The 25,683-nt window shown below is 70.9% G+C and carries 23 protein-coding genes; 16 read left to right on the forward strand and 7 right to left on the reverse strand.

Going from position 1 to position 25,683, the window contains the following annotated elements; genetic code table 11:
• Nucleotides 1-58: 58 nt before the first annotated feature.
• From sdhC to NQ165_RS11580, 8 genes are all read left to right on the forward strand, one after another.
• On the forward strand, nt 59-493 hold the full coding sequence (sdhC, locus tag NQ165_RS11545) for a succinate dehydrogenase, cytochrome b556 subunit (RefSeq protein ID WP_257526481.1): 435 nt from the start codon (nt 59-61) through the stop codon (nt 491-493).
• Entirely contained in the window at nt 493-948 is a 456-nt protein-coding gene (locus NQ165_RS11550) for a succinate dehydrogenase hydrophobic membrane anchor subunit (protein ID WP_257526480.1), read from the forward strand. The genes sdhC and NQ165_RS11550 overlap by 1 nt, the downstream gene beginning before the upstream one ends.
• Nucleotides 949-989: 41 nt before the next feature.
• Nucleotides 990-2,795, forward strand: coding sequence for a succinate dehydrogenase flavoprotein subunit (sdhA, locus tag NQ165_RS11555; protein ID WP_257526479.1), 1,806 nt, complete (start codon nt 990-992; stop codon nt 2,793-2,795).
• A gap of 2 nt (nt 2,796-2,797) precedes the next feature.
• Nucleotides 2,798-3,568 (forward strand): succinate dehydrogenase iron-sulfur subunit, encoded by a 771-nt coding sequence (locus tag NQ165_RS11560; protein ID WP_257526478.1) that lies wholly within the window; start codon nt 2,798-2,800, stop codon nt 3,566-3,568.
• A gap of 69 nt (nt 3,569-3,637) precedes the next feature.
• Entirely contained in the window at nt 3,638-4,834 is a 1,197-nt protein-coding gene (locus NQ165_RS11565) for a YihY/virulence factor BrkB family protein (RefSeq protein ID WP_257526477.1), read from the forward strand.
• A 47-nt stretch (nt 4,835-4,881) separates the two neighbouring features.
• Nucleotides 4,882-5,733: an exodeoxyribonuclease III gene (locus NQ165_RS11570; RefSeq protein ID WP_257533525.1), complete on the forward strand. Its 852-nt coding sequence runs from the start codon at nt 4,882-4,884 to the stop codon at nt 5,731-5,733.
• A gap of 46 nt (nt 5,734-5,779) precedes the next feature.
• Nucleotides 5,780-6,784, forward strand: coding sequence for a tryptophan--tRNA ligase (gene trpS, locus NQ165_RS11575; RefSeq protein ID WP_257526474.1), 1,005 nt, complete (start codon nt 5,780-5,782; stop codon nt 6,782-6,784).
• Between the two features lie 543 nt (nt 6,785-7,327).
• Nucleotides 7,328-7,951 (forward strand): SDR family NAD(P)-dependent oxidoreductase, encoded by a 624-nt coding sequence (locus NQ165_RS11580; RefSeq protein ID WP_257533569.1) that lies wholly within the window; start codon nt 7,328-7,330, stop codon nt 7,949-7,951.
• 61 nt (nt 7,952-8,012) lie between these two features.
• Here NQ165_RS11580 and NQ165_RS11585 read toward each other — a convergent pair whose 3' ends face one another.
• Nucleotides 8,013-8,900, reverse strand: a complete 888-nt coding sequence (locus NQ165_RS11585; protein ID WP_257526473.1) for an endonuclease domain-containing protein — start codon at nt 8,898-8,900, stop codon at nt 8,013-8,015.
• A gap of 516 nt (nt 8,901-9,416) precedes the next feature.
• Here NQ165_RS11585 and NQ165_RS11590 point away from each other — a divergent pair.
• The gene (locus tag NQ165_RS11590; protein ID WP_257526472.1) at nt 9,417-9,980 is read left to right on the forward strand and encodes a GNAT family N-acetyltransferase; all 564 of its coding nucleotides are present in this window, start codon (nt 9,417-9,419) and stop codon (nt 9,978-9,980) included.
• A 37-nt stretch (nt 9,981-10,017) separates the two neighbouring features.
• Complete coding sequence (locus NQ165_RS11595; RefSeq protein WP_257533527.1) at nt 10,018-10,893, forward strand: Fpg/Nei family DNA glycosylase; 876 nt, start codon at nt 10,018-10,020, stop codon at nt 10,891-10,893.
• Between the two features lie 2 nt (nt 10,894-10,895).
• Here the strand turns inward: NQ165_RS11595 and glpK are convergent, their stop codons facing one another.
• From glpK to NQ165_RS11625, 6 genes are all read right to left on the reverse strand, one after another.
• Complete coding sequence (glpK, locus tag NQ165_RS11600; protein ID WP_257533570.1) at nt 10,896-12,437, reverse strand: glycerol kinase GlpK; 1,542 nt, start codon at nt 12,435-12,437, stop codon at nt 10,896-10,898.
• Complete coding sequence (locus tag NQ165_RS11605; RefSeq protein ID WP_257533571.1) at nt 12,437-14,179, reverse strand: glycerol-3-phosphate dehydrogenase/oxidase; 1,743 nt, start codon at nt 14,177-14,179, stop codon at nt 12,437-12,439. Before NQ165_RS11605 ends, glpK begins: the two co-directional genes overlap by 1 nt.
• A gap of 2 nt (nt 14,180-14,181) precedes the next feature.
• Nucleotides 14,182-16,872: a sugar-binding domain-containing protein gene (locus NQ165_RS11610; protein WP_257533529.1), complete on the reverse strand. Its 2,691-nt coding sequence runs from the start codon at nt 16,870-16,872 to the stop codon at nt 14,182-14,184.
• Between the two features lie 78 nt (nt 16,873-16,950).
• A complete protein-coding gene (locus NQ165_RS11615; RefSeq protein ID WP_257526469.1) occupies nt 16,951-18,330 on the reverse strand; it encodes an extracellular solute-binding protein in 1,380 nt (459 codons plus the stop codon).
• A gap of 83 nt (nt 18,331-18,413) precedes the next feature.
• The gene (locus tag NQ165_RS11620; protein ID WP_257526468.1) at nt 18,414-19,322 is read right to left on the reverse strand and encodes a carbohydrate ABC transporter permease; all 909 of its coding nucleotides are present in this window, start codon (nt 19,320-19,322) and stop codon (nt 18,414-18,416) included.
• Entirely contained in the window at nt 19,319-20,431 is a 1,113-nt protein-coding gene (locus tag NQ165_RS11625) for a carbohydrate ABC transporter permease (protein WP_257526467.1), read from the reverse strand. Before NQ165_RS11625 ends, NQ165_RS11620 begins: the two co-directional genes overlap by 4 nt.
• Before the next feature lie 125 nt (nt 20,432-20,556).
• Between NQ165_RS11625 and NQ165_RS11630 the strand changes: the two genes are divergently transcribed.
• The 6 genes from NQ165_RS11630 (at nt 20,557) to NQ165_RS11655 (ending at nt 25,668) form a co-directional block, all read left to right on the forward strand.
• Entirely contained in the window at nt 20,557-21,567 is a 1,011-nt protein-coding gene (locus tag NQ165_RS11630) for a LacI family DNA-binding transcriptional regulator (protein ID WP_257526466.1), read from the forward strand.
• Nucleotides 21,568-21,807: 240 nt separating this feature from the next.
• Nucleotides 21,808-22,878, forward strand: a complete 1,071-nt coding sequence (ribD, locus tag NQ165_RS11635; RefSeq protein WP_257526465.1) for a bifunctional diaminohydroxyphosphoribosylaminopyrimidine deaminase/5-amino-6-(5-phosphoribosylamino)uracil reductase RibD — start codon at nt 21,808-21,810, stop codon at nt 22,876-22,878.
• Nucleotides 22,878-23,522, forward strand: a complete 645-nt coding sequence (locus NQ165_RS11640) for a riboflavin synthase (protein WP_257526464.1) — start codon at nt 22,878-22,880, stop codon at nt 23,520-23,522. Before ribD ends, NQ165_RS11640 begins: the two co-directional genes overlap by 1 nt.
• Entirely contained in the window at nt 23,519-24,793 is a 1,275-nt protein-coding gene (gene ribB, locus NQ165_RS11645) for a 3,4-dihydroxy-2-butanone-4-phosphate synthase (protein WP_257533532.1), read from the forward strand. Before NQ165_RS11640 ends, ribB begins: the two co-directional genes overlap by 4 nt.
• Complete coding sequence (ribH, locus tag NQ165_RS11650) at nt 24,790-25,266, forward strand: 6,7-dimethyl-8-ribityllumazine synthase (protein WP_257526462.1); 477 nt, start codon at nt 24,790-24,792, stop codon at nt 25,264-25,266. The genes ribB and ribH overlap by 4 nt, the downstream gene beginning before the upstream one ends.
• 48 nt (nt 25,267-25,314) lie before the next feature.
• Nucleotides 25,315-25,668, forward strand: a complete 354-nt coding sequence (locus NQ165_RS11655) for a Fe-S protein (protein WP_257526461.1) — start codon at nt 25,315-25,317, stop codon at nt 25,666-25,668.
• The last annotated feature ends 15 nt before the right edge of the window (nt 25,669-25,683 follow it).

A 25,683-nucleotide genomic window follows, 5' to 3' on the forward strand; every position in this document is an offset into this window, starting at 1 on the left:
CGACGCCCCCGATCGTGAGAGCGAGCCGCCAACCCCCTGTCGATCATGGAGGACGAAAGTGGCTGCACCAGCACGCCTCACACCGTCGGTGACCGAGACCACGTCGAGAACACCGCGGGGCACCCTGTACCGCGGCAACGAGGGCATGTGGTCGTGGGTCCTGCACCGCATCACCGGTGTTGCGATCTTCTTCTTCCTGCTCGTGCACGTGCTCGACACGGCGCTGATCCGCGTGGCCCCCGAGGCGTACAACGCGGTCATGAGCACCTACAAGAACCCGATCATGGGCATCGGCGAGGTCGTGCTGGTCGCGGCCGTCGCCTACCACGCCTACAACGGGCTGCGCATCATCCTCGTGGACTTCTGGTCCAAGGGTGCGCGCTACCAGCGCCAGCTGTGGTGGGGCGTCCTCGCCCTCTGGCTGGTGACCCTGGTGCCCTTCACGGTGCGCCATCTGTCCATCGTCTTCGCCGCCGGATGGGGAGACCACTGATGACTTCCGAGACCCTCGCCGCGCCCCGCACGCCGCACTCGACGCCCCGTAAGAAGGGCGCGAACCTCGAGAAGTGGGGCTGGATCTACATGCGCGTCTCCGGCGTGCTGCTGGTCGTGCTGATCTTCGGCCACCTCTTCGTGAACCTGATGCTGGGCGAAGGCATCCACGGCATCGACTTCGCGTTCGTCGCCGGCAAGCTCGCCTCGCCGTTCTGGCAGTGGTGGGACGTGCTGATGCTGTGGCTGGCGTTCATCCACGGCGCCAACGGCATGCGCACGATCGTCAACGACTACGTCACCGGACCCAAGGCCCGTCGCGTGCTGGTGTGGGCGATCTGGCTGTCGGCCGGTTTCATGATCGTCCTGGGCACGCTCGTGGTGTTCACCTTCGACCCGTGCCTCGGGATCGAGAACAGCACCACGCAGTGGCTGATCGAGAAGTGCGCGGCGTAGCGACGCCGCGCGACACAGCAGAGATTGAAGGCATCTGACACGTGAGCACCCAGAGCGAAGGCAGCGTCGTCAAGGACGGCGTGCACTACCACCAGTTCGACATCGTGATCGTGGGCGCCGGCGGTGCCGGCATGCGCGCGGCGATCGAAGCCGGGCCCGGCGCGAAGACCGCCGTGATCTCCAAGCTGTACCCGACCCGCTCGCACACCGGTGCGGCGCAGGGCGGCATGGCGGCGGCCCTGGCCAACGTCGAAGAGGACTCGTGGGAGTGGCACACCTTCGACACCGTCAAGGGCGGCGACTACCTCGTCGACCAGGATGCCGCGGAGATCCTGGCCAAGGAGGCGATCGACGCCGTCATCGACCTCGAGAACATGGGGCTGCCGTTCAACCGCACCCCCGAGGGCAAGATCGACCAGCGTCGCTTCGGCGGGCACACCGCCGACCACGGCAAGACGCCGGTGCGCCGCGCCTGCTACGCCGCCGACCGCACCGGTCACATGATCCTGCAGACGCTGTTCCAGAACTGCGTCAAGCTCGGCATCAACTTCTTCAACGAGTTCTACGTGCTCGACCTCATCACGGTGAAGGCCGAGGACGGCTCGATGCAGGTCGCGGGCGTCGTCGCCTACGACCTCGCGACGGGCGACCTCCACGTCTTCCAGTCCAAGGCGACGATCTTCGCCACGGGCGGGTTCGGCAAGATCTTCAAGACGACCTCCAACGCCCACACCCTCACCGGTGACGGCGTCGGCGTCATCTGGCGCAAGGGTCTGCCGCTGGAGGACATGGAGTTCTTCCAGTTCCACCCGACCGGCCTGGCCGGTCTCGGCATCCTCCTCACCGAGGGCGCCCGCGGCGAGGGAGCGATCCTGCGCAACGCCTCGGGTGAGCGCTTCATGGAGCGCTACGCGCCCACCATCAAGGACCTCGCCCCGCGCGACATCGTGAGCCGCTGCATGGTGCAGGAGGTGGCCGAGGGCCGCGGCGCCGGACCCGAGCGCGACTACGTGCTGCTGGACTGCACGCACCTGGGCGCCGAGGTGCTCGAGACGAAGCTCCCCGACATCACGGAGTTCGCCCGCACCTACCTGGGCGTGGACCCGGTCGTGGAGCCCGTACCGGTCATGCCGACCGCCCACTACGCGATGGGCGGCATCCCGACGAACGTCAACGCCGAGGTGCTCAGCGACAACACCACGGTCGTCCCGGGCCTCTACGCCGCCGGCGAATGCGCCTGCGTGTCGGTGCACGGCTCGAACCGCCTCGGCACCAACTCGCTGCTGGACATCAACGTGTTCGGCAAGCGCGCCGGGCGCAACGCCGTCGAGTACGTGCAGACCGCAGACTTCGTGCCCCTGCCGGAGGACCCGGCCAAGGAGGTGCGGGAGATGATCGAGAGCCTGCGCAACAACCCGGGCACCGAGCGCATCGCCGTGCTCCGCAAGACCCTGCAGGACGAGATGGACCGCAAGGCCCAGGTGTTCCGCACCGACGAATCGCTCTCCGAGGTCATGGACGTCATCGCGGACCTCCGCGAGCGCTACCGCAACGTGCACGTCGACGACAAGGGCAAGCGCTTCAACACCGACCTGCTCGAAGCGGTCGAGCTCGGCTTCCTGCTCGACCTCGCCGAGGTCGTCGTCGTCACCGCCCGCAACCGCAAGGAGAGCCGTGGCGGTCACATGCGCGACGACTACCCCAAGCGCGACGACGAGAACTACATGAAGCACACGATGGCGTACCTCTCCGGCGACCCGCATTCGTCGCACCCGGAGGACCACATCCGCCTGGACTGGAAACCCGTCGTCATCACCCGCTACCAGCCGATGGAGAGGAAGTACTAGGCATGGCCAGCGCACTCGCCCCCGCCGAGACGGCCGACGCCGTGGAGTCCGGCGCCACCGGCATCCAGTCGTTCCTCGTCACGTTCATCATCCGCCGCTTCGACCCGGAGAAGGACACCGAGCCGCGCTGGGTGGACTACGACGTGGAGCTGTACGCCACCGACCGCGTGCTCGACGCCCTGCACAAGATCAAGTGGGAGGTCGACGGCTCGCTGAGCTTCCGCCGCTCGTGTGCCCACGGCATCTGCGGCTCGGACGCCATGCGCATCAACGGCCGCAACCGCCTGGCCTGCAAGACGCTCATCAAGGACCTCGACATCTCCAAGCCCATCTACGTGGAGGCCATCAAGGGCCTGCCGCTGGAGAAGGACCTGATCGTCGACATGGAGCCGTTCTTCGCGTCGTACCGCGAGGTGCAGCCGTTCCTCATCTCGAACTCCGCGCCGGAGCCGGGCAAGGAGCGCATCCAGACGATCGCGAACCGCGAGATCTTCGACGACACCACCAAGTGCATCCTGTGCGCGGCGTGCACCTCGTCGTGCCCCGTGTTCTGGACCGACGGGCAGTACTTCGGCCCCGCCGCGATCGTCAACGCCCACCGGTTCATCTTCGACTCGCGCGACGACGCCGGCGACGCACGCCTGGACATCCTCAACGACAAGGAGGGGGTGTGGCGCTGCCGCACCACCTTCAACTGCACCGAGGCGTGCCCCCGCGGCATCGAGGTCACCAAGGCCATCGCCGAGGTCAAGCAGGCGATCCTGCGCAAGTAGTCGCGCACTGCGCGCTGAACGGGGGCGGATGCCGGCGGGTGCGGCATCCGCCCTCGCTACGCTGTCGACGTGAGCTCTTCACCTGCGCGGCCGCCGTCGGATGACGCCGGCTGGCGTGCTCGGTGGGACGACTCCGCGCTGCGGGGGCGACTCGACGAGCCCCTCGACCGCGCGAACAAGCTCACACGCCGCACACTGAAGGCGTTCCCCGTGCGGGTGTGGCGGCATTTCCTGCGGCACAACGGATTCCTCCTGGCGGCGAGCATCAGCTACCAATCGCTGTTCTCGATCTTCGCCGCCCTGTACTTCGCGTTCGCCTTGGCGGGCGCGTGGCTCGGCTCGCGCGCACAGGCCGTGGCCGGGCTCATCACGATCGTCGACACCTACGTGCCCGACCTCATCTCCGCCGGCGGGGTCATCTCCCCCGACGAGGTCGAGGCCATCGCCCGCAGCAGCGGCGGCGTGCTCGCGGTCACGGGTGTCGTGGCCTTCCTCGTGGCGGTATGGACCGCGATCGGGTTCGTCACCTTCACCCGCCGCGCCGTGCGCGACATCTTCGGACTGCCCTTCGACGGGCGCAACTACTTCCTGCTGAAGGCGCGTGACCTCGTCGCGGCTCTGCTGTTCGGCGCCGCCCTGGTGGTGGGTGCGGGTCTGTCGAGCTTCGCCGCCGGCGCGCTGAACGTGCTGCTGGGCGCCCTCGACATCGGCGACACCTCCACCTGGGTGCAGGTGCTCAGCCGCGTGCTCTCCGTCGCCGTCGCCTTCGGCATCGCCGCGACCGCGATGGCGGGGCTGTTCCGCTTTCTCGCCGGGACTTCGCTGCCGTGGCGCACCATCTGGCCCGGCGCCCTGCTCGGCGGGGCGGGACTGGTGGTGCTGCAGCTGGGTGCCGGCACACTGCTGTCCTACACGCCGTCCAACCCGCTGCTGGTGACCTTCTCCGCGCTCATCGGCATGCTCCTGTGGTTCCGGCTGAACGGCGTGGTGATCCTGGTGGCCGCGTCGTGGATCGCCGTCGCCGCCGCCGACCACGAGATCCCGCTGACGCACCTGACCGATGCCGAGCGCCGCCGGCGTGAACTGGGCGCCCTGGCCATCGCGGCCGAGGTGCGCCTGCGCCGCGTGCGCGCCGAACGGGCCGCCGCCCCCTGGTGGCGGCGGTGGATCGCCGACCGGCGCGTGAGCGCGGCCCGGGCGGACCTGGCGCGCGCCCGCGCCGCGGTGCCCCCCGAGGACGAGCCCCGCCTGCTCACATTCGACTGAGCATCGGCCGTGCGGCGGTGTCCGCTCCCCCGATTACGCTTGCCGTCGTGCCCCGAACGATCCGCATCGCCTCCGTCAACGTCAACGGCATCCGTGCCGCCGTCCGCAAGGGCATGACGCCCTGGCTCGAAGACGCGGGAGTGGACGTCCTCACCCTGCAGGAGGTGCGGGCCGAGGCCGCGGACCTGGCCGCCGCCCTGCCGGGCTGGCACGTGGTCAACGACGAGGCACTGGCCAAGGGCCGCGCCGGTGTCGCGATCGCCGCCCGCGAGCCCCTCGACGTCTGGCGCACCGACCTCGGCGGCGACGACACCCTCGATGCGAAGGGCCGCTGGGTCGAGGCCGACATCGACGTCGACGGCGAGCGGCTCACCGTCGTGAGCGCCTACGTCTTCACGGGGCAGGTCGACACCGACAAGCAGGTCGCGAAGTACGCGTTCCTCGACGCGATGGAGGCGCGGATGCCGCTCCTCGCCGCGGACGGCTCGCTCGCCGTCATCACCGGGGACCTCAATGTCGGCCATCGGGAGCTCGACATCCGCAATTGGAAGGGCAACGTCAAGAAGGCCGGGTTCCTCCCGCGCGAGCGGGCGTACTTCGACCGGTTCACCGGGCCCGCCGGCGCCGAGGTGCGAGGCGTCGACGGATCGACGGGCACCGGCCTCGGCTGGATCGATGTGGGGCGCACCTTCCATGGCGAGGTCGACGGCCCGTACACGTGGTGGTCGAACCGCGGAAAGGCGTTCGACACCGACACCGGCTGGCGCATCGACTACCACCTCGCCTCCCCCGCCCTCGGGTCCCGGGTGGTGGACTACCGCGTCGTCCGCGCGCCCTCGTGGGACACCCGCTGGAGCGACCACGCGCCGGTGATCGCCGACTACACCCTCGGCGTCTGAGCCCGGCACGGCGAGGGCGGTGGCATCCGCTCTCTAGACTGGAGGGGTGACCAGACCCCGCCTCTACTCCGGAATGCAGCCCTCCGCCGATTCGCTCCAGGTCGGCAACTACATCGGGGCGCTTCTGCAGTGGCGTGACCTGCAGGAGGCGTACGAGGCGTACTTCTCGGTGGTGGACCTGCACGCGCTCACCCAGCCGAACGATCCAGGGGTGCTGCGGGAGAAGACCCGCCGCACGGCCGCGCAGTACATCGCCGCCGGCATTGAGCCGTCGCGGTCGACCCTGTACGTGCAGTCGCACGTGCGCGCCCACGCCGAGCTGGCCTGGATCCTGTCGACCATCACCGGTTTCGGCGAGGCGTCACGCATGACGCAGTTCAAGGACAAGTCGCAGCGCTACGGCGCCGACACCACCTCGGTCGGGCTGTTCACCTACCCGATCCTGATGGCCGCGGACATCCTGCTGTACCAGACCGACATCGTGCCGGTCGGCGACGACCAGAAGCAGCACGTCGAGCTCACCCGCGACCTCGCGGCGCGCTTCAACTCGCGCTACGGCGAGACGTTCACCGTGCCGATGCCGGTGATCCAGAAGGAGACGGCGCGCATCTACGACCTGCAGGACCCGCTGGCGAAGATGTCGAAGTCGGCCGAGTCCGACGCCGGCGTGCTGTGGCTGCTGGATGACCCGAAGGTCTCGGCGAAGAAGATCATGCGCGCCGTCACCGACAGCGAGGGCGTGGTGCGGTACGACCGGGAGAACAAGCCCGGGGTGTCGAACCTCCTCGTGATCTATGCGGCGCTGACGGGTCGGCAGATCCCCTCGATCGAGGACGAGTACGCCGGCCGTGGCTACGGCGACTTCAAGAAGGGACTCGCCGAGGTCGTGGTCGAGGAGTTCGGCCCCGTGCGCGCCCGCGCCCTGGAGCTGCTCGACGACCCCGCCGAGCTCGACCGCGTGCTCGCCGCCAACGCGGCCCGCGCCGACGAGGTCGCCGACAAGACGCTGTCGCAGGTCTACGACCGCGTGGGTCTGCTGCGCCGAGGCTGAGGTCCCGGCGGGCCACCCCGTCGCTTCCCACCGCAGGGCACCGGCGCGCTCGGCGTCGGCCGGTCCGCATGACCGACGCCGGCCGGGCGGGCGCGCGCCGCGTTCCGGGGGGGCGCGTGCACAACGTCGCCGAACCGGCTGCGAGGGCCCGTCGACAGCCACCGCAGGCCGGCGCACCGACGCGATCACCGTCGTTGTGCGCGGCCCAGGCCTTGTCCGAGGCCGCACCCAGGGGCAGGATCGGACAATCGCGCGACGCGGTGCCACCCTCCGAGGAGCAGCCATGCCCGAGAAGAAGCCCTGGACCACCGGACGCCTCGATGGCAGGATCGCCGTGGTCACCGGGGCGGCGCGCGGAATCGGCGCGGCCGCCGCAGTCGCCCTCGCACGGGCGGGCGCCGACGTTGTCGGGATCGACATCATCGCCGTGGTCAGCCGCGCCGACGACTTCCCGCCCGCGACCCAGGGGGAACTGGACGACACCGGCGCCCGGGTGCGCGATGCCGGCACGCGCTGCTGGGCATCGTCGCCGATCACCGCGACATCGGCGCGCTCCGCGACGTCGCGACCGAGGTCGAGACGACCTGGGGCGGCGTGGACATCGTCTTCGCGAACGCCGGCATCCAGGCTTTCAAGCCCATTCTCGAGATGGCGGACGCCGACTGGCACGACCAGATCGACAACAACCTCACCGGCACTGCGAACATGCTGCGCGTCTTCGCGCCGCTGCTGGTGCGCCGCGGAGGGGGGCGGATCATCGTGACGTCGTCGACGCAGGGCCAGCACGGCACCAAGTGGGGGTCGGCCTACTCGGCGTCGAAGTGGGGCATCATCGGGCTGATGAAGTCCGCGGCGCTGGAGCTCGGAGCCCACGGCATCACGGTGAACGCCGTGATCCCGGGCCTCGTCGACACGGCGCTCACGCGCCATGAGGACCGGTACGCGCAGGCGATCGCCGTCTCGGGGTCGTCGCCGTCGGGCGATGTCGCCGACGACGAGGCGACCGCCCGCCGGATGCTGGCTGCCAAGAGCCCCATGGGCCTGCCCTGGATCGAGCCGGAGGACGTCGCGCCGCTCGTGGTGTTCCTCGCGTCGGACGAAGCGCGGCTGATCAGCGGGACCTCGCTCGCGGTCACGGCCGGGGACAGCGCGAACGTCACCGCCTGACCCGCGCGGCGGGTGTCACGCCGAGGCGTGCACAACGTCGCGGATCCGGCGCGCCGCCGGGCTACGGCGCGCGTGTGCTGCGCCGGCGGGGACGGGTGGCGACGTTGTGCACGCGACGCAGCGGCGCCCCGTGCGCCATCACGTCACGGAGGGCGGCGATCACCTCGTCCGGCCGGTGGATGACGTCCTCCGCAATCGGTCGCAGCGTGACGTAGCCCAGGCGCGCGGCCTGGAGGTCGCGCCGGCGGTCGCGACGTCCCTCGAGCCATCCGCCGTGGAACTGCGCGCTGTCGCACTCGATGATGAGCCAGCCGTCGACGACGAGGTCCACCCGGCCCACGCCCGGGATGAGGACCTGCACCTCGACCTGCCACCCCTGGGCGCGCAGCATCAGACGCAGCAGCGTCTCGATGCCCGACTCCGCGCGCCGGTCGAGGTGGGCGCGCAGGATGCCGAAGCGTCGCGGCAGCAGCCGGAACACGTCCGCGATGCCCGCCTCGTCCACCCGACCCTGGTGCCATGCGCTGTCCAGGGTGGCGATGGCCGCCCGCGGGGGCTGGCACCGGCATGCCTGCGCGAGGGCCTCGATGAGCGGTGCGGCGAGCGCATCGGACGCCGCCGCTGTGCACCGCCAGTGGCGCTCCAGCCCGTCGCGACGCGGCGGGAGACGGGTGGCGCCGTAGTCCATCTGGACGTGCGTGGCGGTCGCGTCGAGCACGAAGACGCCCCAGGCCGCCAGCAGCGAGAGGCAGTCGAGGCGGCCGCCCTCACGGGCCGCGAGCAGGAAGGCGGGCGGACAGTCACCGGGCACATACGTTCCGCGTCGCACGCGAATCAGCGCGCCGCCCGCGACTGCTGAGTCGATCCGGCGGCGCGGCACCCCGCCGGCGCGCAGCATCGCGTAGCTGACGGTGGTCGGCGAGGTGCCGACGACGGGGGTCGGGATCACCCTCCCACTGTGTCGCGGCGGCATCGCCGTCCTTCGGCGATCGGCTGGTCCGTGGACAGCTGCCCGTGTTGCCAGGCCTGGGGAGGAGGCGCCGCGGCCGGCGCGCGCGGCGGCGGGCGTGCAGAATGTCGCGACCGTCGCGGGGCACGACGGACACCACCGGGGCACAACGTCGCGGGATCGGGGCGCAGGGCCGTGAACGCGTCAGGGACCGCCCCGGTGCGGGCGGGGTGGCGACGTTGTGCACGCCGCTCGGGGCGCGCGGCGGCGGGGTGGCGACGTTGTGCACGCCGCTCGGGGCGCGCGGCGGCGGAGTGGCGACGTTGCGCACGGACAGCCACGACAACGGCCTGTCAAGCGCGGCGGGCCGCGGCGGGCCGCGGCGGGCCGCGGCGGGCGGCGGGCTGCCATGTGCGGGCGGCGGTGGGTGCGGGCGGCAGTGGGCGCGGGCGGGGCGCGCGGCGGCGCAGGGCGGCGGCGGAAGGCGGACGGCCGCGACGGAGTTAGGCTCGAATGATGCAACCCGTCAGTCTCCGCACGTCCCGCCTCGAGCTGTCGCTCCCGACCCCGGCCGATGCCGACGCCGTGACGGAGGCCGCGCAGGACCCCGAGGTGCCGCGGTGGACCACCCTCCCCTCCCCCTACACCCGCACGCACGCCGATGACTTCATCGCTCTGGCCGCCCAGTGGTGGGAGGACGAGACCGAGCTCACGTGGGCGATCCGCCACGACGGGCAGTGGATCGGCATGATCGGCCTGCAGCACCTGCGCCCCGGCGGCGACGCCGAGATCGGCTTCTGGATGGCCGCCGGCGCACGCGGCCAGGGCTACCTCGGCGAGGCGGCCCGCGCGGTGATCGACTTCTCCTTCGGTGAGGCGCTGCGCCTGCAGCGGGTGGAGTGGCAGGCGATCGTCGGCAACATCCCCTCCGCGCGCACCGCGCGCTCGCTCGGGTTCCGCTACGAGGGCCTGATGCGCCAGAAGCTCGTCGACCCGCGCGGGCGCCACGACGGCTGGGTCGCCGGTCTCCTCCCCACCGACGACCGCACCCCCGTGGACTGGCCGATCCTGGCGGTCTGACCGCCGCGGTGCCGGCGGTTCGTGCCAGGATGCCGGTATGCCCGAGATGCCGGAGGTGCAGGGACTGGTCGACTTCCTCGGCGAGCGCACACGCGGCCTGCGCGTGACGACCGCACGCGTGGCGAGCATCGCCGCGCTGAAGACCTATGACCCTCCGGTCGACGCGCTCGTCGGCGCGGGGATCGAGACGGCGGCACGGCACGGGAAGTTCATCGACCTCGCCGCCCGCACCGATGCCGGCGAAGCGCTGCACCTCGTGTTCCACCTGGCCAAAGCCGGGTGGCTGCGGTGGTACGACGCCCTGCCCGCCACGGTGATCAAGCCGGGCCGCACCCCGATCGCGCTGCGCATCGGCTTCGACGACGGCTCGGGCTTCGACCTCACCGAGGCCGGCACCAAGAAGTCGCTCGCCGTGTACGTCGTGCGCGACCCCGCCGAGGTGCCCGGCATCGCCCGTCTCGGCCCCGACCCGCTCGCGCCGGGATTCGACCGCGACGCGTTGGCCGGCCTGCTCGCGGGCCGCCGCACCCAGATCAAGGGGGTGCTGCGCGACCAGTCGATCATCGCCGGCATCGGCAACGCCTACTCGGACGAGATCCTCCACGCCGCACGCATGTCGCCGTACGCCCTCGCGGCCGGCCTCGATGACGGTGAGGTCGACCGGCTGTTCGCGGCACTGCGCGACACCCTCGCCGAAGCACTCGCCGCGGCATCGGGCAAGCCCCCGGCGGACCTGAAGGATGCCAAGCGCCGCGGCATGCAGGTGCATGGGCGGCGGGGCGAGGCGTGCCCCGTGTGCGGAGACGAGGTGCGGTCGGTCTTCTTCGCCGACAACTCCCTGGAGTACTGCGCCACCTGCCAGACCGGCGGCAAGGTGCTCGCCGACCGCCGCCTGTCACGCCTGCTGAAGTAGCGCTACTGGTCGGTGCCCATGAGGATGCGGGCGTCCTCGTCGACCCAGTCGAACGACTTCGTCACCGCCTTGCGCCACAGCCGGTAGCGGCGTTCGCTCTCGTCCCGGTCCATGCGCGGCTCGAAGCGCGCGTCTTCGCGCCACTGCTGACGCAGCTCGTCCTCATCGGCCCACACGCCGGTCGCCAGCCCGGCCGCGTACGCGGCGCCGAGCGCGGTGGTCTCGACGATGCGGGGCCGCACCACGGGGATGCCGAGGATGTCGGCCTGGAACTGCATGAGCAGGTCGTTGCGGGTCATGCCCCCGTCCACCCGCAGCTCCGTCAGCGGCGCACCGGTGTCGGCGACGACCGCCTCGACGATGTCGCGGGTCTGGAAGGCGGTGGATTCCAGCGCCGCGCGGGCGATGTGCGCACGGGTGACGTAGCGGGTCATCCCCACCAGAGCGCCGCGGGCGTCGGGGCGCCAGTACGGCGCGAACAGCCCCGAGAACGCCGGCACGAAGTAGGCGCCGCCGGCGTTGTCGACGGTGGCGGCGAGCGTTTCGACGTCTTGCGAGCGCGCGATGATCCCGAGGTTGTCGCGCAGCCACTGCACGAGCGATCCGGTGACCGCGATCGACCCTTCGAGCGCGTAGTGGGCCGGCTCGTCACCCCGGCGATACGCGACCGTCGTGATGAGTCCGTGCTGCGAGCGCACGAGCTCGTCACCGGTGTTGACGAGCAGGAAGTTGCCGGTGCCGTAGGTGTTCTTCGACTCCCCCGCGCCGAACGCCGCCTGGCCGAAGGTCGCGGCCTGCTGGTCTCCGAGGATGCCGGCGATGGGGACCCCGCGTGCCACGCCGGGCACGGCGACCTCGCCCACCACCTGCGACGACGAGCGGATCTCGGGCAGCATCGCGCGCGGGATGTCCCAGACGGCGAGCAGCTCGTCGGACCAGTCGAGCGTGCGCAGGTCCATCAGCAGCGTGCGGCTGGCGTTGGTGACGTCGGTGACGTGGATGCCGCCACGGCTGCCGCCGGTGAGGTTCCAGATCACCCAGGTGTCGGGGGTGCCGAAGAGCACCTCGCCGGCCTCGGCGGCGGCGCGAGCCCCCGGGACGGCATCGAGGATCCACGCGATCTTCGACGCGGAGAAGTAGGTCGCCAGCGGCAAGCCGGTCTGCTCGGCGAACCGCAGGCCGCCGGCATCCGACTGCGCCGCGAGCTCGTCGATGCGCCGCTGGGTGCGGGTGTCCTGCCAGACGATCGCGTTCGCGATCGGCCGGCCGGTGCGGCGGTCCCAGAGCATGGTGGTCTCGCGCTGGTTGGTGATGCCGATCGCGGCGACCTCGCTCGCCGCCAGCCCGGCGCGGGCGACAGCCGAGGAGAGCACCCACTCGGTGTTGGTCCAGATCTCGACCGGGTCGTGCTCCACCCAGCCGGCCCGAGGGAAGATCTGCTCGTGCTCCCGCTGCGCCGTGGCGACGATCGAGCCGGCGGAGTCGAAGACGATCGCGCGCGTCGACGTGGTGCCCTGATCGATCGCGATGACGTGATCGGCCATCATGCCTCCAGGGTCGTCGCGGCCAGCTCCTGACCCGACGGCTCGGCGGCGGGCTCGGGTTCGGCGGCGCGCACGGCCCGCAGCGCCCTCGCCGCCTCGTGGTGGACGCGTTCGTCGTCCCACCCCAGCACCGGGGCGATGGCCTCGGCGACCTCCAGCGCGAGGGCGGGGGTCACCGCGCCCGTGAATGCCAGGCCGGTGCGGCGCAGCAGCACGTCATCGAGGTGATGCACATCCTCGGTGGCGGCGAGGTGCCGCAGTTCGCCGGTGCTGTGGTGGGGGGCGCCCTGCAGGGGGCGGTCGGTCTCGTCGGCGGCGACCGCGGCGATGTAATCGGCCGCGATCGTGCCGTAGCGCCCCAGCAGCTGGTCCACCCGCTCGGCGGGCACCGTGCCGGAGTGCGCCTTGACCCACTGCGCGCGGGCGCGCTGGGTGCCGGGGAAGCCGCGCCCTCCGCCGATCGCGACGCCCTTCGTGGACCGGCGCCGCGGCACGGCCAGCTCGCTCAGGACCGTGTCGGTCAGCCGCTCGGCCGATGCGCGGAAGGTCGTCCACTTGCCGCCGACCAGGCTCAGCACGATCGCGGACAGCCCGGCGACGCGTGTGCGGTCGATGCGGTAGTCCCGCGAGACGAAGCCGGGGGCGACGTCGTCGTGCCGCGGCAGCGGGCGCACCCCCGAGAACCGGTAGACGATCTGGTCGCGCTCCACCGGGATACCGGGAAGCACCTGCGCGACGAGGTCGATGAAGTAGTCGACCTCCGCCTCGGTGCACACGGCGGGTTCGCGCATGTCGTGCTCGATGTCCGTCGTGCCCACGAGCACACGGCCGCGCAGCGGATAGATCAGCACGATCCGTCCGTCCTCGTTCTCGAAGAACAGCTCACGGCCGCCGGTGGCGGCGAGAAGCTCGGGGTTGTCCACGACGATGTGCGAGCCCTTGGTGCCGCCCATGCGCTCGACGCGGTCGCCGAGCGCGGCGTTGGTGAGGTCGACCCACGGGCCGCTGGCGTTGACGACCACCGCCGCGGTGAAGCGGATCTCCTCGCCGCTCATCGCGTCGCGGAGCACGACCGCGTCGTCTGCCGTGCCGACGGCGGCGGTGTAGGCGGCGGCGCGGGCGCGATCGCCGCCCGCGCGCAGGCCGTCGCGCAGCACGTCGATGGCGAGCCGCTCGGGGTCGTGCACCGAGGCATCCCAGTAGGTGGCGGTGTACTTCACCGCGGGGTTCAGGTCGGGCAGCTGCTGCAGCGAGCGCTTCCGCCCGTGGAAGGTGTGCCGGGGCACCTGGCCGCCGCCACGGGAGAAGGAGTCGTAGATGACCAGGCCGATCTTGATCAGGGCCGCGCCGCGCTCGCGCGCCCGGCCGCTGCCGTGCCGCAGGAATCGCAGCGGGGCGGACAGCAGTCCGGAGAAGGTCGAGAAGATCGGGATCGTCGTCTGCAGCGGGCGCACGTAGTGGGGCGCGATCTTGAGCAGCGAGTTGCGCTCGGTGACCGCCTCGTGCACCAGGCGGAACTCCCCGTTCTCGAGGTAGCGCACGCCGCCGTGGATCATGTGGGATGAGGCGGCCGACGCGCCGCTGACATAGTCGGCGCGTTCCACCAGCGCCACGTCCACCCCCTGCATGGCGAGGTCGCGGAAGGTCGCGAGCCCGTTGATCCCGCCGCCGATGATCAGCACGTCTGCATGCGGGCGGGCGGCGAGGGCGGCGAATCCGGTGTGTGCGTCGTCGTTGTGCATGATCACGTCTCTTCCTCGTAGGCGCTCTGTCCACCCTCGCATGCTTCGGGGGCCCGGGACGCGTATGCGTGGGCCGCCGCGCTGAGCAGTGCCTGTGCGACGGCACGGGCGACCGGCACCGAGGCCGACCCCCGCACCCGCAGGGTGGTGATCGTGACCGCGCCCTCGCTCCAGCGGATCGTCACGGTGCTGGCCGCAGCACCACGCAGCCAGCCGGAGAAGATCCCCGAGTGGACCACGGCCGGGCGCAGAGGTCCGGGAATCCCGCTGATGACGCGCTCGCCCAGGAGGTCTTCGAACGCGATGCCCAGCACCGCCTCGCCCGGCACCGACCGGAAGGGGCCCCTCCGGTCGAGCCACTCGGTGCGAGGCACCCAGTCGCCGTCACCGGCCCGCCCGACCAGCCGCGCGGACGGGAGGTAGTCGAATGCGTCGCCGAGCGCGCCGTCGTCCTCCGCCAGCAGCAGGACGCGCCCGCCCGCGGCGGCATGGTGTCGAGCCGACTCGGTGAACCGACGGGTGACCAGCAGCGCTCCCGGCTCCTCGACGGTCACGAGATCCACGCCCAGTCCGCTCAGCCAGATGGCCGTCTCGTCGTCACCCGCGACACAGCGCAGGCCCGAGACCGCTTCGTGCGCGACGACGATCACCTCGGCGGTGTCGCGCGCGACGACGGCGCCGTCGATGACCAGCTCGACCGCGATCTCGTACTGACCGGGCGTCTTCGGCAGCGCGACGGTGACATCGGCGGCACGAGGGGAATCGCCGACGACGCCGAGGTCCCGCGGGCCCGCCTCGTCGCCGAGCAGGCGCAGCCGCGCGCCGGGGCCGGCCCCCCGCGGGCCGGGGAGCGCGGTCACCGTGACGGGAAGGATGTCCCCGGCGAAGACGCTGTAGGCGGCGGGGCGCAGCGCGACGGCGTGTTCGCCGTTGACCATGCCGAACTCGGAGGTGAACTGCTTCGGCCGGCGGTTCATGTCGAACAGTCCGTTGGCCTCCCACTGCACGTCGCTGAGCTGCGTGAGCACGTAGCCACGGATCTCGGGGTGCAGCCGGATGCTGGTGGTCTGATAGCGGTTGGCCACCGACTGGGCGCGCTGAAGCTGGGAGAGGAGCTCCTCCCACGAGCCGAAGACGCCGTCCAGGCCCAGCGAGACGAACCGATCGCGCAGCCCGGTGGCGTCGGCGGCTCCGAAGGCCCAGCCGGCCCCGAGGGCGAACCACCACGGCTCCTCGCCGTCGATGTACTGCTCGCGCACATCCGGCAGGCCCCAGTTGCCGAACTCCGACAGCATGAGGGGTTCTTCTCCCGTGCGGACGGCATCGCCGTAGGGCGAGAAGGTCCATGCGGGCCGCCCGGCGAACTCGGCGATCTTGGAATCCCACTCGCGGCGGGATTCCGGGATGCCCCGGTACAGGTGGTAGTCGTCGACCTGGGTGCGCAGATGGAAATTGGGGGCGCAGGCGGAGTTGTCCACGATGACGTGGCCCGGCAGCTCGGCGCGGAATTCCTCATACATTCCGCGGAGCCACGAGCGCTGCTCGTCCTGCGACAGATCGACGCCCCATGACTCGTTCATGATCGTCCACATGACGATCGACGGGTGGTGGACGTCCTCTGCGACGATGTCGTGCAGCAGCGCCCGCGCCTCCTGGGCGCCCCTGCGCGTCCAGGTCATCCAGCTGGGCAGCTCCGTCCACACCAGCATGCCGAGGCGGTCGGCGATGTCGTAGTACCGCGGGTCGGGACGTTTGATGTGCACGCGCAGCATGTTGAAGCCCAGCGCACGGGTCTGCCGCAGGAGCTCCTCCCACTGGGCGAAGTCGTCCGCCATGGGCTGGGAACCAGGGTGGTAGTCCTGATCGAGCACCGCGCGCAGATAGATCTCCCGGCCGTTGAGGTGGAATCGGCCGTCCGCTGCGGTGAACTCGCGGAAGCCGGTCGAGCGCTCCACGGCATCCACGACGGCGTCGCCCTCGCGCACCTCCACGCGGACGTCGTAGAGCACCGGGGAGTCGAGATCCCACCGCTCTGCCCCGTCCACATGCACCGTCGCCCGGTGGCGATCGCCCGCCGCATGCAGGCGCGCCTCGGCCTGCACGTCACCGCCGCGCGAGACCACGACGTGCACCTCGCGCCCTGCCGCCACGGCCGGGGTGACCTCGGCGGAGACGTCGAGGGTCGCCGCAGCCGCATCGGCGCGCACGCTCACCCGCCGCACGTGCGCGTCGTGTCGCTCTTCGAGGCGCACCGACTGCCAGATGCCCGCCGTCGTGCCGTACCACGACTGCTTCCCCAGGGGGCGCTCGAGGAAACCGGGCTCGCCGTCGTCCCCCACGCGCGGCGGGTAGGAGACCGTCACCTCGAGGATGTTCTCACCCGCTCGCATCGCTGCCGTCGCATCGAACTCGAAGGGCATCCACGCTCCTTCGTGCTCTCCGAGCAGGATGCCGTTGAGCACGACGCGTGCGTGGTGGTTGACCGCGTCGAACCGCAGCACCCACCGCCGCTCCGCGTCGGCGGCTTCACCGTCGAAGCGGCGTTCGTATCGCACCGTGTCGTGCGCGTCGCCCGCACCGGGGATCTGCGCCGTCCAGGCGCCCGGCACGGTGACGTCGGCCGTTGCGCCGTCGGGGAGGTGCAGGGTCCACGTGCCGTCGAGACGGAGCCGGCGACGGGGATGGGATGGCATGGGGCTTCCTTCCGGGGAGAGGGACGCGGGGCCCGCCGAGGGCGGACCCCGCGTCGGGGGGACGGGCTCGGGTACCCGTCAGTCCAGCTGCTGCTCGACGCGGCTCTGCGCTTCGGCCAGCGCGGCGGCGACGTCCTTCCCGTTGAACCAGACCTCTTCCAGCTGCGTGTGGATGAGATCCTTCACGGCGGTCCAGTTGTCGATCTGCGGCACGAAGCGGATGTCGTTCAGCGCCGTCGACGTGTAGAACTCGCGGTTCGGCGCCGCCTGATACGCGTCGGACTCGACCACGGACACCCGCGGTGCGATGTGTCCGGTCGCGACGGCCCAGACATCGGTGTTGTCGTAGAGGAACGATGCGAACTCGAGAGCGGCGCGGTAGGCGACCGGGTCGTCGTCACGCTGACGCGGCAGGACCCACATGTGCGACGAAGCCCACACGGCCGGCTCGCCCATGAGAGCGGGGAAGTCGGTGACGGCGTAGCCGAACGGCGCCGTGGCGGCGTATTCGTTGACCACCCAGGTGCCGTTGACCAGGATGGCGGACTTGCCGCTCTTCCATTCGTCGATGGAGCCGGCGTAGTCGGCGTCGGTGTGGATGTAGCCACCCTCGATGAGCTCGTTCATCAGCTCCAGGGCCGCCGCGGCCTCGGGGGTGTCGATCTGCGCCTCACCGTCGGCCGAGACGACGTCCGACCCCTGCTGGCGCACGAGGGAGTAGAACATGCGCCACGCCATGTCGTCGTTCGCGACGCCGAGCGAGAACAGGTAGGTGCCCGTCTTCTCCTTGACCGCGGCCGCCATCTCCAGCAGCTCGTCGGCGGACGTGGGCATGATCGGTCGCCCGTCCTCGCCCATGTATCCCGCGGCGCCGAGGATGTCGGTGTTGATGTGGGCGAGGATGGCGTGCGAGTCGAAGGGCACCGCATAGGTCTTGTCGTCGTAGACCACCGACGACTGGGCCTGGGCGGTGCTGTCAGACAGGTCGATGCCCACTGCCTCGGGATCGAAGGCCAGCAGCTGGTCGCGCTGGGCGTAGTCCGACATGGAGTAGTCGTGCAGGTTGGCAATGTCGGCGGGGTCGCCGCCGGCCACCGAGGCGTTGAAGGCGTCGTAGTAGGAGTGCCAGTCGGCGCCGCCGAGCCGCTCGACGGTGATGCCGTACTCGTTCTCCGCGTTGAACTGGTTGGTGAGGATCTGGATCGCCTCGCACTCGCTGGCCGCGAGCGACGGATCGGTCACGCCCTGCGTGGTCTCCTCGCAGTCGCCGAACATGCGCGACATCGTGATCGTGACGCCGTCGAGCTGGTCGTCGGTGACCGCCGCGATGCGGTCGACGAGGTCGTCGGCACCGCTGCCGGCCTCGCTCCCGGTGCCGGTGCCCGTGCCGCACGCCGTCAGCAGCATCGCCGCTGCCGTCAGCGACGCCGCTGCGCCGGCGAATCTGGTTTTCCGCATGTGTGTTTTCCTCTCTCTGGTGGACGTCTCGTCCTGGTCAGCCGCGAACGACCGGGTCGGGTGCCCGGCATTCGACGGACAGGTCATTTGCCGCCCGAGGTCATCGAGATGCCTCGGATCAGGTGGCGCTGGAACAGCAGGAAGATGATGAGCAGCGGCAGCGATCCGACGAGGCCGCGCGCCATGAGGCTTCCCAGCTCCGTCGCCTGCGCGAAGTTGCCCTGCAGCGACGCCAGGCCGGTGGTGATCGTGAACATCTCCGAACGGGTGGCCGAGACGAGAGGCCACAGGTAGTCGTTCCAGGTCTGCACGAAGGTGAAGATGGCCAGCGCGATCATGGCGGGCCTGGCCAGCGGCAGCATGATGAAGAAGAAGGTCCGCCAGGGACCCGCACCATCGATCCGCGCCGCCTCCTCGACCTCGTGCGGCACCTTCGAGAAGAACTGCGTCATCAGGAACACGCCGAGAGGCGCGGCGATGCGCGGCAGGATCAGAGCCGCATAGGTGTTGTGCATCTGCACGTCCGCGACCATCGTGAACAGCGGGACGAACATCGCCTCCTTCGGGATCATCAGCCCCGCCAGCACGCTGGCGTAGACCACCGCTTTGCCCCGGAAGTCGATCCGCGCGAAGGCGTAGCCCGCCATGGCGCACAGCAGCACCGTGAGCACCGTGGTGACGATGCTGACCACGGCGCTGTTGAGGAACCAGCGCGAGGTGAGCCCCACCGAGAAGACACCCAGGAGGTTGTCGAGGGTGATGTCCCGGGGGATGAGGAACTGGGTCTCCCGGGTCAGGGCGGCGTTGTCGCTCAGCGCCAGCGAGGTCATCCACAGCATCGGAAGCAGCCAGACGACCGCGGCGACGATCATCGCGACGTGGTACCAGGAAGCGGCCGAGGCGCGGCGGAGGGCGGAACGGGCGGGCGGGCGCACCTGCGGCGCCGGCGAGGAGGCGGCGGACGGTGTCGAGGTCACTGCGGCGGTCGTCATTTGCTTTCGTCCTTGCCGAGGTACTTCATCTGAATGACCGACACCACGAGCATGATGGCGAACAGCACGAGGGACATCGCCGAGGCGTACCCCAGCTCGAAGTCCCGGAAGCCGGTCTGGTAGATGTGCCGGATCACCACGTCGGTGGCGCTGCCGGGACCGCCCCCGGTCATGATGTTGACCTGCCCGAACACCTGGAACGATGCGATCACCTGCATCACCATGACCAGCAGGAGCACGTGCCGGATGCCGGGAAGGGTGACGTGGATGAACTTGCCCCACGGGCCCGCGCCGTCGAGGGACGCCGCTTCGTAGAGCGACGCGTCGACGTCCTGCAGGCCCGCGGCGAACAGCACGAGGTTGAAGCCCACCGTCCACCACACCGTCGTGGCGATGATCGCGATCATGGCGGTGTCGGTGCTCGACAGCCAGGGGATCGGGGCGATGCCCAGCGGCTCCAGCAGGGCCGCCAGCAGGCCCTGATTCGGCGAGAGGAAATAGGTCCAGATCAGCGTGACGACGGAGACGGGAAGGATGTAGGGCAGGAAGAACGCCATCTGATACCACCGGGCGCCACGGCGTCCGCCCTGCAGGGCGAGCGCCATCACCAGGCCGAGACCGGCGATGAGGGGCGTGGAGACAGCGGTGAACAGCAGCGTGTTCTGCAGCGCCGTCCAGAACCGCGGGTCGTACCAGAAGCCGGTCTCACCCGGGTGGAACCCGAGCGCGAAGGCGATGGCGACGAGGCCGATGGCTCCGGCGGCGTTCCACACCGTCAGGCGGCGCCGCCGCACGGCGCTGACCACGACCACGGCGGCGAGCGCGAGAACCGCCAGGCGCCACCAGAACAGATGGCCCATGCTCCACGTGATGTCCACGCCCCACAGCATCCGGACGTAGTTGTCCACGCCGATGAACTCGCGTGTGTGGCCGAGCAGGTCCCAGTCGTGGACGCTCATCACGACCGCCTGCACGACGGGGATGAGCACGAACACCACATAGAGGGCCACGAAGGGCCCGATGAACGCGATCCCGTACCTCAGGCCGCTCTTGCCGCCGCGGGACGCACGCGCGGTCGCCACCGCTCGCTCGGCCTGGATCGTCGCCATGATGCTCATTTCTTGCCACGTTGCAAATTGCGCGATCAGTCTGCCCACGCGACATACTCGTTGTCAACTCGGCACCGCTTCGCGGCGCCCTGGACGCACACGCAGACACCGACGAGGGGGGCGGGATGGCCACGAGCATGCGCGACGTCGCACAGCTCGCGGGGGTATCGCCCCGCACGGTGTCCAACGTCGTCAACGAGTACGAGTACGTGCGCGACAGCACGCGGGAGCGGGTGCTGCGTGCGATCGAGGAGCTCAACTACAAGCCCAACATCTCCGCCCGCCGGCTGCGGGAGGGGCGCACGCGCATCCTCGGATTCGCGGTGCCGGAACTGTCGCAGCCCTACTTCGCAGAGCTGTCGGAGCTGGTCGAGTCCGCCGCCCACGCGCGCGGCTACACCGTGATCGCCACACAGACGGCGGGGCGCAAGGACAACGAGCTGCGCATGCTGCGCGAGTTCACCTCGCATCTCGTCGACGGCCTCATCTTCAGCCCCTTCACCCTCACCGACGAGGAGTTCCACGCCGCGACCCCGAGCGTTCCCACCGTGCTGATCGGGGAGCAGATCTCCAGCCCCCGCCACACCGGCATCGCCATCGACAACGTGCAGGCGACGACCGACATCACCCGGCACCTGCTCGAGCAGCGTCGGCGGCGCATCGCCGTGCTCGGCGCCTACCACTCCGACCTCTACCGCAGCGCCAGACTCCGTCTGCAGGGGTACCGCGACGCACTCGAGTCCTCCGGCATCGCATTCGATCCCGACCTGGTCCTGTACACCGACCGCTTCGGGCGCCGAGCCGGCTACGACGGGGTCACCGGTGCGCTCGCCCACGGCCTGCGCTTCGACGCACTCGTGTGCTTCACCGACATGCTCGCCTTCGGCGCCGTCCGCGCGTTCGCCGATGCGGGCGTGCGCGTGCCCGAGGACGTCGCCATCGCCTCGATCGACGACGTGCAGGAGGCGGAGTTCTCCGTCCCCTCCCTCACGACCGTCGCGCCGGACAAGAAGGCGATCGCCGACACCGCGGTGGAGCAGGTGCTCTCCCTCGTGGACGAGCCGGAGGCTCCGCCGCGCAGCGTCGAGATCGCCTACCGTCTCGTCACGAGGGAGAGCTCGGCCGTCGGGGAATGAAAGACCCCAGAGCGCGTTGAGTAGACTCGAGAGCAATACGTGCTCCGGGGTCGGTGAGAATCCGAACCGGCGGTGACAGTCCGCGAACCCGCGCCGAGAGGCAGAGGTTGACCCGGTGGAAATCCGGGACCGACGGTGATGCGACGCAAGTCGTCAGTCCGGATGGGAGGCAGCACGGGGCGACGCGGTGCGCGTCGTCTGTGGCCACCCGCCCCCGGAGACCCGACCGGAGGACGAGGGATGACCGCGACACATCGCGAACGCGAGGCCATGGCCCGCGCGCTGTCGCTGGCCGCGCGCGGTCCCCGCGGGGTGAACCCGCAGGTGGGCGCCGTCCTGCTCTCCCCCGGCGGCGACGTTCTCTCCGAAGGCTGGCACCACGGCGCGGGTACCGCGCACGCCGAGGTGGAGGCCCTGCGCGCGCTCGCGCCGGGAGCCGCCCGCGGCGCCACCGCGGTGGTCACCCTCGAGCCCTGCAACCACACCGGTCGCACCGGCCCGTGCAGCGAGGCGCTCATCGAGGCCGGCATCGCCCGGGTCGTGTACGCCGTCGACGACCCCGGCGAGCGCTCCTCGGGAGGGGCCGAGCGACTGCGGGCCGCCGGGGTGGAGGTCGTTCCCGGCGTGCTCGCCGACGAGGGACGCGCCCTGCTGGACTCGTGGCTGACCGTGCAGCGGCTCGGCCGCCCCCACGTGACGGTGAAGTGGGCGCAGTCACTCGACGGCCGCGCCGCTGCCGCGGACGGCACGAGCCAGTGGATCACCGGTCCCGCCGCCCGTGCCGATGTGCACCGTCGCCGGTCGGAAGCGGATGCCATCGTGGTCGGCACCGGCACGCTGCTGGCCGACGACCCCGCCCTCACCGCCCGGCGCGACGACGGCACCCTGTACGACGCGCAGCCGATGCCGGTCGTGCTCGGGCGCCGCGACGTGCCGGCATCCGCCGCCGTCACCCGCCACCCCCGCCCGCTGCTGCAGCACGGCGGCGGCACCTTGTTCGACGAGCACGGCGACGTCGCCGGATCCCTGCTGCACGATCTGCGCGAGCGCGGCGTGCACCGCGTCTTCGTCGAAGGCGGCCCGACCGTGGCCGGCGCCTTCCTGCGCGCGGGCCTCGCAGACGAGATCCTCGTCTACCTCGCCCCCACCCTGCTCGGCGGCCCCGTGTCGGCCGTGGGCGATGTCGGGGTGACGACCATCGACGAGCAGCTGCGCCTGCGCGTGGCATCCGTCGAACGACTCGGCGACGATCTGCTGATCGTCGCGACAGCCCGCCATGAGCGGGACGCACGACAGGAAGGAACCGCCTGATGTTCACCGGGATCGTGGAGGAGCAGGGCGAGATCACCGCCATCGAGCCGTCCGGCGACGGCGTGCGACTGACCGTGCGCGCCCCGCTGGCGGTGTCGGATGCCGGGCACGGCGACTCCATCTCGATCAGCGGTGTGTGCCTGACGGTCGTCGACCGCGCGAGCGATGTGTTCACCGCCGACGTCATGAAGCAGACGCTCGACATGTCGACCCTCGGCGGGCTCGGCACCGGCACGCGCGTGAACGTCGAGCGGGCGATGGCCGCTCACGGCCGTCTGGGAGGCCACATCGTGCAGGGTCACATCGACGGCACCGGCGAGGTGCTCGAGGTGCGCCCCGGCGACCAGTGGCGGGTGCTGCGGATCTCCCTCGACCCCGCTCACGCGCCCCTCGTCGTGGACAAGGGCTCCATCGCCGTCGACGGCGTGTCGCTGACCGTCAGCGCCGTGAGCCCCGCCGACGCCGCGGAGGCGTGGTTCGAGGTGTCGCTCATCCCCGAGACGCTCACCGCCACGACGCTCGGCGCCCTCTCCCCCGGCGACCGCGTGAACCTCGAGACCGACATTCTGGCGCGCCACGTGCAGCGCCTGCTCGCATTCCCCCCGACCGCCCCGGCGGTCCCGAACGAAGGAGGCTCGCGATGAGCCTTTCCACCATCCCCGAGGCCCTCGAGGCGCTGCGCGCCGGGCGCCCGGTCATCGTCGCCGACGATGAGAACCGCGAGAACGAAGGCGACGTCGTCATCTCGGCACAGCTCGCCACCCCCGAGTGGATCGCCTGGACGGTCCGCCACTCCAGCGGCTTCATCTGCGCCCCCATGCCCGCCGAATGGGCCGACCGGCTCGATCTGCCGCCCATGGTCGAGGTCAACGAAGACGCCCGCGGCACCGCGTACACGGTGAGTGTCGACGCCGCTGAGAACGTCACCACGGGCATCAGCGCCGCCGACCGCTCGCACACCCTCAATGTGCTGGCCGACCCCCGGTCCACTCCGTCGAGCGTGATCCGTCCCGGCCACATCCTGCCGCTGCGCGCGGTGGAGGGCGGCGTGCGTGAGCGCGGCGGCCACACCGAGGCCTCCGTCGACCTCATGCGCCTGGCGGGCCTCGAGCCCGTGGCCGCGATCTGCGAACTCGTCGCCGACGACGGATCGATGATGCGCCTGCCCGCGCTGATGGAGCTCGGCGAGCGCGACGGGCTGCACGTCATCACGATCGAGCAGCTCGTGGCCTACCTCGACGAGCACGAGCCGCAGGGCCCCGGCGACTCCGGGCCGCAGCGGCGGCGGGTGAGCCTTCGCGCGGAGGCCAAGCTGCCCACCGCCCACGGCACCTTCCGGGTGCTGGCCTACAAGGACCGCGTCACCGGCACGGACCACCTCGCCATCGTCTCGGGCGATCTCACCGGGGACGCACCGCTGGTGCGCGTGCATTCCGAGTGCCTCACCGGCGAGGCGTTCGGGTCGCTCAAGTGCGAGTGCGGTCCGCAGCTGGATGCCGCGCTCGACGCGATCTCGGTCGCCGGGGGCGTCGTGGTGTACATGCGGGGCCATGAGGGTCGCGGCATCGGCCTGATCAACAAGCTGCGCGCGTACAGCCTGCAGGAGAACGGGCTGGACACCGTCGACGCCAACCTCGCGCTCGGCCTTCCCGCCGATGCGCGCGACTACGCCGCCGCGGCCGGCATCCTCGCCGATCTCGGCGTGGACAAGCTGCGTCTGCTGACCAACAACACCGACAAGGTGGCGCAGCTGCGCGCCCTCGGCCTCGACGTCGTCGAGCAGGTCCCCCTGCTCGTGGGCGTGGGCCCCAACAACCACCAGTACCTGGTGACGAAGGCCGAGCGTATGGGCCACATCATCGCCAGCGACGATCTCGACGGCGCGCTCGCGCGCACGAAGGAGGCCAGCGCATGAGCGGCACCGGTTCCCCCGAGCAGCACACCCCCGTCGACGGCAGCGGCCTGCGCGTCGTCGTCATCGCCGGCACCTGGCACGACGTCATCACCGACGGCCTCATCGCCGGCGCCCGGCGCGCCCTCGACGCCTCGGGCGCGCAGTGGTCGCTGGTGCGCGTGCCCGGCTCGTTCGAGCTGCCGGTGGCGGCGAAGACGGCGCTGGATGCCGGGGCCGACGCCGTCGTCGCGCTCGGTGTCATCATCCGCGGCGGCACGCCGCACTTCGAGTACGTCTCGGCGGCCGCGACCGACGGGCTCACCCGCGTCGCGCTGGACACCGGCAAGCCGGTCGGCTTCGGGGTGCTCACCCTCGACGACGAGCAGCAGGGCCTGGACCGCGCGGGCCTGGAGGGGTCCCAGGAGGACAAGGGCGCGGAGGCGGCGGACGCCGCCCTGCGCACGGCGCTCGTGCTGCGTGGGCTGCGCGGCTGACGCCCGCCTCCCTCGGCGTCGCTGAGGGCGGGGTCTACACTGTCGGCCATGGAGATCCTGCGGCACGTCGTCCTCCTCATCCACATCACCGGTTTCGCGCTGCTCTTCGGCGCCTGGGCGGTAGAGGCCTTCGGCGGAAGGCGCCGGTTCACCCGCATCATGAACGTCGGGATGACCCTCGCGTTCATCGCGGGACTGATCCTCGCCGCGCCCTGGGGCATCGACCACGAGCTGAACTACACCAAGCTCGCCGTCAAGCTCGTCGTGCTGCTCATCATCGGTGCGGTGATGGGGATCGGCGGCGCCCGCCAGCGCAAGACCGGCGGCGTGCCGACCGCGATGTTCTGGTCGGTGGGCGTTCTCACGCTGCTCAACGCGGGCATCGCCGTCATCTGGCGCTGATCCCGCGCCGATCCC

Source organism: Microbacterium sp. zg.Y1084, assembly GCF_024623595.1.
GTDB classification, from domain to species: domain Bacteria; phylum Actinomycetota; class Actinomycetes; order Actinomycetales; family Microbacteriaceae; genus Microbacterium; species Microbacterium wangruii.

Coding starts and splice junctions, on each gene's coding strand:
- ribH (WP_257526462.1), top strand. CDS start 24,790: ATGAGCGGCACCGGTTCCCCCGAGCAGCACACCCCCGTCGACGGCAGC.
- glpK (WP_257533570.1), bottom strand. CDS start 12,437: ATGGCCGATCACGTCATCGCGATCGATCAGGGCACCACGTCGACGCGC.
- ribD (WP_257526465.1), top strand. CDS start 21,808: ATGACCGCGACACATCGCGAACGCGAGGCCATGGCCCGCGCGCTGTCG.
- NQ165_RS11595 (WP_257533527.1), top strand. CDS start 10,018: ATGCCCGAGATGCCGGAGGTGCAGGGACTGGTCGACTTCCTCGGCGAG.
- NQ165_RS11620 (WP_257526468.1), bottom strand. CDS start 19,322: ATGACGACCGCCGCAGTGACCTCGACACCGTCCGCCGCCTCCTCGCCG.
- NQ165_RS11630 (WP_257526466.1), top strand. CDS start 20,557: ATGGCCACGAGCATGCGCGACGTCGCACAGCTCGCGGGGGTATCGCCC.
- NQ165_RS11655 (WP_257526461.1), top strand. CDS start 25,315: ATGGAGATCCTGCGGCACGTCGTCCTCCTCATCCACATCACCGGTTTC.
- NQ165_RS11625 (WP_257526467.1), bottom strand. CDS start 20,431: ATGGCGACGATCCAGGCCGAGCGAGCGGTGGCGACCGCGCGTGCGTCC.
- NQ165_RS11615 (WP_257526469.1), bottom strand. CDS start 18,330: ATGCGGAAAACCAGATTCGCCGGCGCAGCGGCGTCGCTGACGGCAGCG.
- NQ165_RS11590 (WP_257526472.1), top strand. CDS start 9,417: ATGCAACCCGTCAGTCTCCGCACGTCCCGCCTCGAGCTGTCGCTCCCG.
- NQ165_RS11605 (WP_257533571.1), bottom strand. CDS start 14,179: ATGCACAACGACGACGCACACACCGGATTCGCCGCCCTCGCCGCCCGC.
- NQ165_RS11550 (WP_257526480.1), top strand. CDS start 493: ATGACTTCCGAGACCCTCGCCGCGCCCCGCACGCCGCACTCGACGCCC.
- ribB (WP_257533532.1), top strand. CDS start 23,519: ATGAGCCTTTCCACCATCCCCGAGGCCCTCGAGGCGCTGCGCGCCGGG.
- NQ165_RS11560 (WP_257526478.1), top strand. CDS start 2,798: ATGGCCAGCGCACTCGCCCCCGCCGAGACGGCCGACGCCGTGGAGTCC.
- NQ165_RS11640 (WP_257526464.1), top strand. CDS start 22,878: ATGTTCACCGGGATCGTGGAGGAGCAGGGCGAGATCACCGCCATCGAG.
- NQ165_RS11610 (WP_257533529.1), bottom strand. CDS start 16,872: ATGCCATCCCATCCCCGTCGCCGGCTCCGTCTCGACGGCACGTGGACC.